The sequence below is a fragment of the Lawsonella clevelandensis genome, assembly GCF_001293125.1.
GTDB lineage: Bacteria > Actinomycetota > Actinomycetes > Mycobacteriales > Mycobacteriaceae > Lawsonella > Lawsonella clevelandensis.
In genome coordinates this window covers 824,978-836,825 of record NZ_CP009312.1, presented here as the reverse complement: position 1 = coordinate 836,825, position 11,848 = coordinate 824,978, and the positions used below count along the sequence as shown (strand labels likewise).

General features: G+C 59.7%; 8 protein-coding genes. 5 read left to right on the top strand and 3 right to left on the bottom strand.

What is annotated here, in order from left to right; genetic code table 11:
- Window positions 1–58 precede the first annotated feature (58 nt).
- Window positions 59–1,576: a hypothetical protein gene (locus tag IY73_RS08310; RefSeq protein WP_148565044.1), complete on the top strand. Its 1,518-nt coding sequence runs from the start codon at window positions 59–61 to the stop codon at window positions 1,574–1,576.
- Here IY73_RS08310 and IY73_RS03800 read toward each other — a convergent pair.
- The gene (locus tag IY73_RS03800) at window positions 1,468–2,526 is read right to left on the bottom strand and encodes a DUF5692 family protein (protein WP_197736916.1); all 1,059 of its coding nucleotides are present in this window, start codon (window positions 2,524–2,526) and stop codon (window positions 1,468–1,470) included. The genes IY73_RS08310 and IY73_RS03800 overlap by 109 nt on opposite strands.
- 259 nt (window positions 2,527–2,785) lie before the next feature.
- On the opposite strand from IY73_RS03800, the gene IY73_RS03795 reads away from it, so the two are divergent.
- Window positions 2,786–3,616 carry an SDR family NAD(P)-dependent oxidoreductase gene (locus IY73_RS03795; RefSeq protein WP_053961901.1) on the top strand — a complete coding sequence of 277 codons (831 nt, stop codon included), beginning with the start codon at window positions 2,786–2,788 and terminating at the stop codon, window positions 3,614–3,616.
- 95 nt (window positions 3,617–3,711) lie between these two features.
- Here IY73_RS03795 and IY73_RS03790 read toward each other — a convergent pair whose 3' ends face one another.
- Window positions 3,712–4,677, bottom strand: a complete 966-nt coding sequence (locus IY73_RS03790; protein WP_053978857.1) for a hypothetical protein — start codon at window positions 4,675–4,677, stop codon at window positions 3,712–3,714.
- 180 nt (window positions 4,678–4,857) lie between these two features.
- Window positions 4,858–5,883 (bottom strand): hypothetical protein, encoded by a 1,026-nt coding sequence (locus tag IY73_RS03785; protein ID WP_053978856.1) that lies wholly within the window; start codon window positions 5,881–5,883, stop codon window positions 4,858–4,860.
- A gap of 718 nt (window positions 5,884–6,601) precedes the next feature.
- Here IY73_RS03785 and IY73_RS03780 point away from each other — a divergent pair.
- The 3 genes from IY73_RS03780 to IY73_RS03770 all read left to right on the top strand — a co-directional run bounded on the left by IY73_RS03780 (window position 6,602) and on the right by IY73_RS03770 (window position 11,787).
- Window positions 6,602–8,038, top strand: coding sequence for an NAD-dependent epimerase/dehydratase family protein (locus IY73_RS03780; protein WP_053961897.1), 1,437 nt, complete (start codon window positions 6,602–6,604; stop codon window positions 8,036–8,038).
- A 77-nt stretch (window positions 8,039–8,115) separates the two neighbouring features.
- Complete coding sequence (locus tag IY73_RS03775) at window positions 8,116–9,750, top strand: FAD-binding protein (RefSeq protein ID WP_237023761.1); 1,635 nt, start codon at window positions 8,116–8,118, stop codon at window positions 9,748–9,750.
- A gap of 147 nt (window positions 9,751–9,897) precedes the next feature.
- Window positions 9,898–11,787, top strand: a complete 1,890-nt coding sequence (locus IY73_RS03770; RefSeq protein ID WP_082345385.1) for a glycosyltransferase — start codon at window positions 9,898–9,900, stop codon at window positions 11,785–11,787.
- Window positions 11,788–11,848 lie beyond the last annotated feature (61 nt).

Sequence of the window (11,848 nt, the reverse complement as noted above, 5' to 3'; positions counted from 1 at the left end):
CGCATCACAGTCCCGCCCGTAGGGACAACACTGTGACCTAGAACGCTAAGATGGAGGCATGTCGAACAGCTCTCAGCAGGAATCCTCCCTGGTTGAGCAAGGGCGTAAGCAGGGCAGACAGCCTCGCCCTACCCCCGCCACCGGTCGTCTCTCTGCACTGCTGCACCCCTACGCTCCCGCGCTGCGCCGACTGGGAGTTGCCGTTCTTGTTGCTGCTGTCGGCATAGTTGCCCTGGTCTTTGCCCTGAGCCCCACCAACACCGTCATCTCCTACCGGCTCTGGGGGCTCGTCACCTCCATCTCCGCCGGCAGTGCTCTCGTGGTCCTCGTGGTGCTGGATGCCACCCACCGGGCCACTCCCCGCAGCCGCAGCTGGGTCTACGCTGTTTTCCTGCTGGTCTCCGCCGTCGGATCCATGCTTTGGGGGGTCGTGGTACGCGCCCAGATGGCCTGCCCACTGGTCTCCCAGGAATGCGGCGCCAACATGGAAACAGCAGTAGTAGAGCGCGCCGGCCGGCTCCTCCTCCACACCGGTTCCCCGTACCTCGACATTATCCACCTACCCCACCCACAGGTCGCGGACTACAACCCCTACTCGCCGCTCATGGCCGTCTTTGGGGTCCCCGCCGGCTGGTGGGGAACGTACTGGTGGACCGATGCCCGCCTGTACATTCTGCTGGTGACGGTGCTGGTGCTGGTGGGCACGTGGCTGCTGGCAGGCCGCCCCCGCATCCCGGAGGGGACACTACTGGTCTTGGTGGCCATTCCCCCCGTCACCATGAACCTGGTGGCAGCCGGCCTGGACATGGTGCTGGTGATGTTGCTATTGCTGTGCGTGGTGGCCGCATTCCGGGGGCATCCGGTGCTCGCGGCACTGGCAGGTGCGGTGGCGCTCGGCATGAAGATGACGGCGCTGCCAGTGGTAGTGGTGGTAGCTATTGCCCTGGGCTACCGCAGTCGGCAAGGCCGGGTAGCGCGCCAGGATACGCAGCCGGCTGCGCAGGCGCACACCACAGGTGCAGCTACGCACGCGGCAGCCACCTCCGGCACTGCACCCGCAGCTGCACAGGCTGGCGCCGTGCCGGTGGCAGGACAAGCCAACGCCACAACGTCGCCGGGGCAGTTCACCGCTTTCCTCGCCGTCCTGGTGCTCGCTACCCTGGCCGCCTATCTGCCGTTCTATGCGGCTAGCCCGGATGCCATGGTGGAGAACATTATTCGCTACACCACGGGTTCCTCCGTGGTGAAGTCCTCCGCGCAGGGGGCCACCCCGGGGCAGCTTATCGCGTCCACCGGCCCGGTGGGGGTGTGGGTAGCGCGGGGTCTTCTGCTGCTCGCCGGGGTGGCCCTACTGGTGTGGATGGTGAAGCGCCCGCCGGCCACCATGGCACGCACCTTCTGGGTGTGTGCGGTGGGCCTCACAGCAGCCATGCTGCTCATGCCGGCGAGCCGCTTCGGTTACCTTATCTACCCTGCGTTCTTGCTGGCAGGGGCGCTGGTGGCAGACTCAGCGGCCAGAACAGCTTCCTTGGAGCCCTCCCATACTGGGGCGGACATTGCCTTCACCTCGTCGTAGACGCTCAGGCCTGCGTAAATATCGTTGGTGTAGGGGTTCATCTTCTTCTTCCACACGCGGTAGAGCATGAAGACGAAGACGGCGATGTTGATGATCAGTGCGGCGAAGCCCCACACCCACATCACCGTCGGGTTGTAGGTGGAGTGCACCGCGAACTCGCCCTCGTCAATAAAGGCGGGGAAGGTCTGTGCAAACATGCACCACAGGGCCAGCGTGTGGGCGCGGTGCTGCAGCCAAGCGCCCTTGCCCACCGTGAAGGCGCACAGGGTGGGTGCCAGCAGCAGGGCGAAACCACAGTACCAGGCGTGGTGCGGCAGGCAGTTGTAGGTGTACGTAAAGTTCCAGACGTCGTAGGCGATAATCCAGAACCACAGCATGTCCGGCCATAGCATGTCGCGGCTGGTGTCCTTCTTAGACCACTTGCGCAGGCAGATACCGAAGAAGCCGGTGATGGTGAGGATGTTGAGGATGCCTGCGGCGGCGTTCATGTAGTTCCAGGAGCCGCCCAGTACGTAGGCCATATTTTCGTCGGCGAGGAAGCCACCACCGGTGTACTTCATGCCTACTTCAATGTCGCGGACCACGGCCTCACAAATGTTGATGGCCAGAATGAGCGGCGGGAAGAGAAGAGCCCACTTGTATTCGGAGAGGTGCCAGCGGGTGCCGTCCTTCCGGGTGCCGTGTACAAAACGAATGCACCAGAAGCCAATACAGCCGGCGGTGGAGGAGTAGACCTTCGCCAGGTGGAACCAGTCCAAGTAGGTTTGGTCGCGGAGGACGGTAAACCATAGCGTAGAGAGGACGATGGGGAGGACGACGAAGGCAAGGAAGCCGCCTACTTTGGAACGTCGGGTTAACTCGTTGAGGACGAAGAGAGCGGCGAACACGCCGATCCACACGAGCCACACTTTCCACGCGGAAGCGCCCGCGCCGTAGTTGAAGGTAAACATGGAGTTGTCCTATGTCGGAGGGTGTGATGTGGGGAGTCACGCGCCTGGACGCAGTGGTGGTAGTGCCGGAGAGATGACCCACCGCGTTAAGCTAGCCCTCAGGTTACCGATGAACTGTCACCCGTGAACACCGTTAGGGAATGACTTTAATCACGTTTCAAAGCAAACTCGACCCGTCCCCCACACACCTAAAATGAACTGCAGAAATACCGCCTTCCATTGCAGTTGGAAGCCGGTTTCCTCTGTAGAACGGACCATTATGAAAAGCGTGTTTTTCACGGGAGCTGCCGGCGGACTCGGAAGCAGCACCATCACCCTCCTGGCGAAAAGCGGCAAGTGGCACATCTATGCCGCCGACTGCGACGTCGAGGGAGTGAAAGCCCTTGCCGCCAACCTCCCCAACGTCACCCCTATCCAGGTCGACCTCGCTAGCACGGACAGTGTAAAAGCCGCCCGCAAGGAGGTCGAGAAGTACACCGACCGGCTCGACGCTATTGTCAACATGGCTGGGCTTTCCGCTTTCGCATCCCTCATCGAAGGCACCCCCATCGAGGATTGTGAACGCATTCTGCAGGTCAACTGCCTGGGCATGGTGCGCGTCAACGCCACCTTCTTTGACATGGTGGAAAAGACTAAGGGCCTCATCGTCAACACGTCTTCCTCCACCGGCTGGATGACGGCACAGCCCTTCGCCGGCGCCTACACCATGTCTAAGCGTGCGGTAGAAGGGTATAACGACTCGCTCCGCCGCGAGGCCATGTACAGTGGCGTGCGCGTGGTGAAAGTTGAGCCCGGTTCCTACGCCACCAAGCTCACCGAGGCTCTCACTGAGGACTTCAAGCGTGTCTTTAGCTCCACTACCCGCTATAAGAAGGCCCTCTCCACCATGCGTCCCATGATGGACTCCACTCTGGAAAACTCGGGCGACCCTCGAGAACTCGCCGAGCTGGTGGTGAAGATTCTGAACTCGAAGTGTCTGCGCTTGCGCTACCGCAAGAACTCTGGGGCGGCCCTGCTCGCTCTGGAGATCTTCCCTGAGAAGATGGTGGACTTGATCTACCGGTTGCTGCCGCTGATGGCGCGGGACTGACCTTTGGGTCGGGGGCCCACCTTTGTGCTGGGCGGGCCCCCGTGGGTACCAGTGGCTGACCTTCGGATCAGTAGTGGCCCACTGGCTGGTGGTGGCTAGCTCTTCTGCCGGTCTTTCTTTTTCTTTATACCGTAGTAGATTCCGTATCCGATGCCGCCTACCGCTGCGAGGCAGACAATAACAATCACGGCCACCAGCCAACCGGGGGTGCCGCCACCGTTAAATTCTTCGGCATAAATGTCCTGGTCTACCCGTTGTAGGCCATTCGCATCGGTGCTGACAGTGGGGGTGCTGCTGGTGTTCTTGGTAGTGCCGTCGGGTTTGGTGGTACCGCTACTGGGGGCCACGGTGGAGGCGGAAGGGGCTGTTCCCACCACGGGGATGCTGCTGAAAGTGTCTGGCCCGGAGAGTGCCTGGCAGTTAAGCTGGATGGTCAATTCTCCCAGGATGCTGTCGGTGACGGTTTTCATCGTCATGGCATTGGCGGGGTTATTGAACTCCCCGGAGGCCCCTTCTACGGCTAAGTGGACGGTATTGAGAACCTTGCCGTCTTTAGGGGCTTTCATAGTGATGTCGAGGGCGGGCGGTTCCCAGGCGGTGTCTTTGCCGTTCACTGCGGCGTTCATTCCGGACATCACCAGCATGTTGCCGCCCACTAGGCTGATGGTGGCGGGGTTCATCATGAATTTACCGGGGCCGACGGCCTTGGCGGTCACGAAGGCGTCAGGGGAGTCCAGCGTAAAGCGGAGGACGATGTCCTTCAGCTGTTTCATGGTGGCGATGGATTCTTTACCGGGGGTCATTTCCGGAACGTATCGTACGCGGACCACGGTGTTCTCTCCGGCTTTAACGTTGTCAGGGGCGGTGATGACGAGATCAGCTGTCATGGAGCGGGTGACGTTGTATTGCATCGGGGCGCCGTTGGTGCGGCACGACAATTTCACCGCTTTAGTGGTGGTCGCAGCGTGGGCTGTGGTGGTGCCGAGTGTCGCGAAACTTGTCGCGAGGCTAGCCACGAGCGTTGCTGTGGCTAGTTTGGTGAGCAGGTGTTTTCTGAGCATACCCTCATTGTAGGACGGTTGAATAGCCCTGTAATGCGAATATTTACCTGTTTATGGATAGTTTTTGAGTGGTGGTGAAGGGTGCCCGTAACGCACCTTATACGACGGGAGTGTCACACTGGGCGGGTGCAACGCTCCACATGTTGACGTCGCATAGTGTTATGGCGGCACGTCCCATGGTTAGTCGTCGTCGCGGTCGCGGTAGTTCTGGTAGAGCTTGAAGGCTACGGCGGCGACGGCAGCCACGGCCAACACGCTAATGAGGGTGGTCAGCCAAGTAGGGGCTTTGTTGCTGACAGGTGTGGTGTCTTTGGCGTAGACGTCGCTGTCCAAGCGTTGCAGGCTGTCATCCGCAACGGTAGTGCCGTTATCGGTAGTGCGCGTGGTGTCGGAGGCAGCGCCGGTATCGTTGCCGCTCGGGCCGGTGTCTTTACCGGTGCCATCATCCTTGTCGGTGCTGCCATCAATAGTGGCGGAGGTAGGGGTAGTAGGGGAGGTTTCACCGTCTTTTACGCCGGTAACCGGGATGGTGAGGACACTGGTGGCGTCGGAGAGGGCCCGACAGTTCATCTGTACGTTGGTTTCGCCCAGCTGGCTGCGGGTACGGGCGCGCATGGTCATGGCGTTAGCGGGGTTGTTAAATTCGCCGGCGGCACCTTCGGTGGCCAGATGTAGCGTTTTCAACGGGTCACCGTCGGTGGGTGCGGTAAAGGTGAGTTCCAAGGAAGGTGGGGCCCAGTGAGTGTCCTTGCCGTTGACGTTGACGGACATGCCGGAGAGAACCAGGGTGTTACCGCCCACCAGGCTGATCTGTGGTTGCTTGGTGAGGTTCTGACCGGCGTTCACAGCGCGGGCGGTGACGAAGCTGCGGGGATCGTTGAGAGTGAAGCGGACAACGATGTCGTGCAGAGTTTCCATGGTGGCGATGGACTCGGTGCCGGGGGCGACATCGGGCAGGTATTGCACGCGAACAACGGTGTTGTGTCCGGCTTTGACGTGGTCGGGGCCGCTCACGACGAGGCGTGCGTGCATGTCGCGGGTGACGTTGTATCCCATCGGGGCACCGTTGGTGCGGCAGGCGAGGGGTGCCGTCTTGGTGGCGGTGGCGGCGAGGGCCTGCGGGGCTCCGATGCTCGCGAAGCTTGTTCCGAGGACGATGGTGGCAGCGCCCGCAAACAGTTTCTTGAGAAAATACTGACCTGACATGGTCCTCATCTTATGTTACCTAGGTCACAATGGGTAGCCGCTCAAAGATTGTTGCAGCTAGGAGCTAATTTTAGCGGATCTGTCAATTTCCCTATATATAAGAGGTCTCTAAGAGGGTGATGAGTCCTGTGGGAGGGGGTGAGAATACCCTCTCATGCCGGGCGGGGCAGAGTGTTCGCAGGGGGTAGCTACACTACATTTCACCATCATCTGTAACGAGTTTTTAATGCCTAAAGAGTGTTTAGAAAAGGTAATCAAATAGCCGTGGAGGCCAAAGGGGGTGTTGCCATTAAGTGGTGTGACATTAATTAATCGAAAATCTGACCAAATTCGATCGTAATCCTCTTATAATGGCGCAATTCCGTCTCAACTATAGTTAGGTGACCCTTAATAGTGCTGGTAGGAAGGGTCAAGAATGACGGAAGAAACTGTGGATAAGCCCAAAAATGCCCCTCACGGTCGTTAAACGTGGGCAGAGGCCAGGTAAAAACGACATGACAGGAGATGTCAGCAATGGAAAGTTATGGCATTTCCACATTGTAATTTCGGTCACAAAAACTCCGAAAACTGGCCTCAGCCACTTTATGTTTTCGCCGCTCACAGCGTTTTCGCCGGGGACGTTCGTCAATAGTTGCGTAAACCTAGCCAAAAGAATTGGTGTAAACCTAGACTAGATAACGACATGGCCGTTACACCCCACAACTAGGAGAAGTCCTAAATGGCTCAGAACAAGAAAACGAAAGTTTTTCTTACTGGTGGCTTCGGTAACTGGGGGCGCTTCGCTCTCCGGTCACTGGCTGAAGTGGCAAACAAGGTAGACGTTGTTGCCCTCATTCTCCCCACCGACTACGAAAACAACCCCGATCTCCGCAAGGAATTCGAGGCCCAGGACAACCTGGAAATCGTTATTGGTGACCTCACTGACTACGAGGCCGTCAAGCGCTGCGTCGACGGTGCTGACTACGTGATCCACCTCGGTGGCATGGTCTCCCCCGTTGCTGACGCTAACCACGCCCTTACTCACAAGGTCAACGTTGGTTCCGTTCGTAACATCATCAAGGCTGTCAAGGCTCAGCCGAACCCGGATGAGATCGGCGTCGTAGGCGTTGGTTCTGTTGCCCAGACCGGCGACCGTAACCCTCCGCATCACTGGGGCCGTGTTGGTGACCCGCTGTGGCCGTCCAAGTTCGAAGAGTACGCACAGTCCAAGATCATCGCCGAGAAGATGCTCATTCATTCCGGTCTGAAGAAGTGGGCCTGGCTCCGCTCCTCCGGCATCTTCCACCCGGGCGTTGTGCTCATTCAGGACCCGATCATGACCCACACCGCCATGAACGGTGTGCTCGAATGGATCCTCGTTGAGGACGCAGCTCGCCTGGTGCGTCAGATCGTCACCGACGACAATGTCAACCCCAAGTTCTGGCGTGGCGTGTACAACCTCGGTTCCGGCGAACCCTGGCGCTTCACCAACTACGAGATCTACTCCCGCATGGTTGCCGCCTTCGGTGCCGACATGCGCAAGTGGTACGACTACAACTGGTACGCCAACCGCAACTTCCACGGTCAGTGGTACGCAGACTCCGATTACCTGGAAGAACTCGTTCCTTACCGCTGCGGTGCCGACCCGCAGAAGGCCATTGATCGTATGGTCAATGCGGCTCCGGGAACCTTCAAGCTTGCTGGCTACGTTCCCGGCCCCATCATCAAGAACTTCGTGATGAAGCCAATCCTCAATGAAGACCGCGGTATGCTGCGCTTCATCAAGAACAAGGATCCTAAGGGCTTGTCCGCTTACTTCGGTGGCTACGACGAGTGGAAGAAGATCGGTGGCTGGGACACCTTCGTTCCGCCGAGCCCCTCGAAGGAAGTTACCTACCTCGATCACGGCTACGACGAGAGCAAGGAAGTCAAGGACCTCACCGTCAAGGAACTGCAGGAAGCTGCCAAGTTCCGCGGCGGCAAGCTGCTCTCCAAGAAGTACAGCGGCGATCCTTACGAGGCTCTTCGTTGGGAAGGCGCCATGGGCTACGAATTCGACGCCAGCCCCTTCGCCGTCCTCAAGGCCGGCCACTGGTGCCCGAAGGAAGTCCGCAACGTTTGGGAATACGACGTCATCGCCGAGCGCAGCCCGTTCCTGGCCCAGCTCGAACTCTGATCTTTTCCCTCTATCGCTCTCCGCTTGATAGGCGGAGAGCCCTCAGATCCCTATAAAAGTAATTAGGAGGAAATAAGTTGTCTTCTAAGAAGAAACTCATCCCCGATGATTCCTTCGACGTAGTCGTCGTTGGTTTCGGTGGCGCTGGTGCCGCTGCAGCTATCGAGGCTGCGGACAATGGCGCTCGCGTCCTCGCTCTCGACCTCTCCATTGGCGGTGGCGCAACCCGTCTCTCCGGCGGCATCGTCTACGCCGGCGGCGGCACCTCTGTTCAGAAGGGTGCTGGCGTCGAGGACACCGTCGAGAACATGTTCAACTACATCAAGCAGGAAGCTCAGGGCGTTGTTTCCGACGACACCCTCCGCGATTTCTGCGAACAGTCCCCCGGTATGATCGAGTGGCTGAAGGAAAACGGCGTGGGCTTCGACTCTTCGCTGTGCCCCTACAAGGCTTCTTACCCCACCGACAAGCATTACCTGTACTTCTCTGGTAACGAGAAGGCCTACCCCTACAACGAGCACGCCTTCCCGGCTCCCCGTGGCCACCGTGCCAAGGCCTCCGGCCTGAAGTCCGGCAAGGTGCTGTACAACAGCCTCAAGGACTCCGCTCTGAAGAAGGGCGTCACCTTCCTCCCCGTAGCCCGCGTTTCCGATCTGGTTATCGAAAACGGCAAGGTTGTCGGCGTAAAGTTCTCCGCTCTTAACAGCGAGAAGCTTATGAAGCTGCACTGGGTTGTCACCAAACTGACCGCCAAGCTTGGCAACTTCTTCCCCGATCAGATCGGCCGCCCGGCTGACAAGCTCACCGACGCCATCTGGAAGGCTGGCAAGGAAGACTACACCGTCCATTGCGACGCTGTGATCCTCTCCGCTGGTGGCTTCGCCTACAACACCCCGTGGATGGAGAAGTACACCGGTCCTTACGCCAAGATCACCCCGCTGGGAACTGGCGGCGATAGCGGCAAGGGCATCATGCTAGGCCAGAGCGCCGGTGGCGCCATCGCTCAGATGGACAAGGCTACCTCTTGGCGCTTCATCTCCCCGCCGGAGGCCTTCATCGAGGGCGTTTCTGTTGGTACCAACGGCCACCGTGTTACCAACGAAGACCTCTACGGTGCAACCCACTCCAACGTTATGGTTCGTGAGTATGGCGCTAACTGCCGCCTCATCCTCGACCACAACCAGTGGATTAAGGCTATGAAGCAGGTTCCTTCCCAGTCTCAGATCTTCCACTGGGCCATGGCACTGTACCTGTTCTCCATCGGCCATAAGAAGGCGAACACCATCGAGGAGCTTGCCAAGAAGACCGGTGTGGATCCCGCAGGCCTGCGCAAGACCATTGACGAGTACAACGAGGGTATTGCCGCTGGCACTGGCGATCCTTACCACAAGGCTGCGAACCTTACCAGCCCTGTCCTCAAGGCCCCGTTCTACGCCATTGACATCTCCAACATTCCGAACAACATTCTGAATGGCATGATGTACCCGGCACCCGGCCTCACCCTTGGTGGCCTCCAGGTCAACGAGAAGACCGGCAACGTCGTGAATGAGAAGGGCGAGGACATCCCGGGCCTGTACGCCGCTGGCCGTAACGCCGTCGGTGTCTGCTCCAACTCCTACGTCTCTGGTCTGTCCATTGCGGACTGCTTCTTCTCCGGTCGTCGCGCTGGCCGCAACGCCGCCGCTGCCACCAAGGAAGCATCCAAGAAGTAATTCCGTTGACTCATCTCAACTAATTACTGAGGTACATACCTAAGGTTGTCGCTCCAAGCCGCCCGGCTTGGAGCGACACCTCATTTATAGGCTAATGTGAGGGGGTAATCCCCCCCCCCTTTGCTGCATCGGGAAGGTGCCAAGGCAATGCTGCTACAGCGCACTCTCTTCACCGGGCCTCGTGCCTGGGTGAACCAAGACCTCTACGCTCGAAACTGCTCCGGCAGCGCGCTCCGCGCCCGCCACCACGTCACTATTGACGGCGGAGCAGCACTCTCTACCAACACCTACTTCGGCCGCTTCGCCGCCTCCTACTGGCAGCGCTGGACTCGCGTCACCGCCATCGAGGTCACCGGCACTATCGTTGCCGACCCTAACGTCCACACCACTATCCTCGCCCGTGCCTCTGACATCGGGGGACACGAACGCACTATCCGCGAAGCCACCCTCGAAGGCTCTGACACCTTCTCTCTCACCGTCCCCCTCAACAGCTTCCACGACGGCGGCTCCCTCTGGCTGGAATTCTCCGCCCGCGAAGGCAAATCCCGCATTAGCGACGTCGAATGGCACTCCCTCACCCTCGCCCCCGCCACCGGTATCAACGCTGAAGTGGCCGCCGGGGCCACCGGGGACGAAAACTCCGAAGACGCTGTCGCCGACAGCACCTACACCGGCCGCCGTTTCGCCATCGCCGTCTGCACTTATAACAGACCAGTCGACTGCGCTGCTACCGTCGCCGCCCTCGCTCACGACAGCCTCGTCCGCACCCTCATCGACGAACTATACGTCACCGACCAAGGTACCCAACACGTCAGCGAGCAGGCCGAATTCCAAGAGGCCGCCCGAACCTTCGGCAGTACCCTCCACTACATCCAACAACCCAACCTGGGTGGTGCCGGCGGCTTCACCCGCGGCATCTTCGAAGCCACCGAACAGGCCACCCCCGTCGACGTCCTCCTCATGGATGACGACGTACGCGTTGAACCCGAAACCGTCGTTCGCATGCGCTCCTTCGCTGCGCTCACCCGCACTCCTACCATCGTCGGTGCGCAAATGATGTTCCTGTTCAACCCGGACTTCCTTCTCGCTTCCGCCGAAGGCGTCGACCTGCGCTGTCTGCGCCGCGGCACCCTCACCGATCCGCATGGCATCACTAACACCAGCATGGTGGACGGGGAGCTACCGGAACGCCGACTCGACGCCGAATACAATGGCTGGTGGTCCTGCCTCATCCCTTCCGAAGCTGTCGACCGCATGGGACTGCCTATCCCCTTTTTCTTCCAGTGGGATGACGTCGAATACTCGCTGCGCGGTCGCCGCCACAACATTCCCACAGTCACGCTCCCTGGTGCCGCTGTTTGGCACGCCGATTTCTATTGGAAGGACGTGGACGGGTTTGGGCATTTCTTCTCCATGCGCAACGGCCTCATCACTGCCGCCCTGGAACCTGGCTTTGATCCTAGAAGTCTCGCCATTAACACTTTGGCGGACATCCGCCATGAAATCCTCGGTATGCAGTACGGTCTGGCCTACACCCACATGGCGGCCGTCCGCGGTTTCCTGCGCGGGCCTGAAGGGCTTCACGACGGCGGCCAGGATGCTGTCGCCCGCATCAACAAGGAACGCGCAGAGTTTCCGGAAACTCGCCCCACCAACCTGGACGATGTGCCCCCGGTAGCCCGCGTGGGCCGTGCCGCCCCACCTCCGGCAGCCCGCTGGGAGAAGGCCGTTATGCTGAAGCGCAAGCTAAAGGCGCTGCTCAATAAGCGTATCCCTGGCCCCACCATCGTCCCCTACGAGGACGCCGCCTGGTGGAACACCTCGCTCTACCAGGATGTGTATGTGACGGATGCCTCCCAGGCAGTCGTGCGCCGCCGCATCTTCAACCGGGATCTGCACCGTCAGCAGGTCCGCGAGCTTAATGCGCTGATCCGTCGCTTCAGACGGGAAGCGAATGATGTTGCCAAGCAATACCAGGATGCGTTTGGGGAACTGACCTCTCGTGCAAACTGGGAGCGCCTCTACGGCAAAAAGTAGGGCAGGCCTGCCCCTCGTTCACCTCCTGCCAGCGTCATAGCGCCGGCAGGAGGGCCAACCC

Excerpts from the sequence above, each read along its gene's own strand:
- IY73_RS03800 (WP_197736916.1), bottom strand. The coding sequence starts at position 2,526 with ATGTTTACCTTCAACTACGGCGCGGGCGCTTCCGCGTGGAAAGTGTGG.
- IY73_RS03770 (WP_082345385.1), top strand. The coding sequence starts at position 9,898 with ATGCTGCTACAGCGCACTCTCTTCACCGGGCCTCGTGCCTGGGTGAAC.
- IY73_RS03795 (WP_053961901.1), top strand. The coding sequence starts at position 2,786 with ATGAAAAGCGTGTTTTTCACGGGAGCTGCCGGCGGACTCGGAAGCAGC.
- IY73_RS03790 (WP_053978857.1), bottom strand. The coding sequence starts at position 4,677 with ATGCTCAGAAAACACCTGCTCACCAAACTAGCCACAGCAACGCTCGTG.
- IY73_RS03785 (WP_053978856.1), bottom strand. The coding sequence starts at position 5,883 with ATGTCAGGTCAGTATTTTCTCAAGAAACTGTTTGCGGGCGCTGCCACC.
- IY73_RS03780 (WP_053961897.1), top strand. The coding sequence starts at position 6,602 with ATGGCTCAGAACAAGAAAACGAAAGTTTTTCTTACTGGTGGCTTCGGT.
- IY73_RS08310 (WP_148565044.1), top strand. The coding sequence starts at position 59 with ATGTCGAACAGCTCTCAGCAGGAATCCTCCCTGGTTGAGCAAGGGCGT.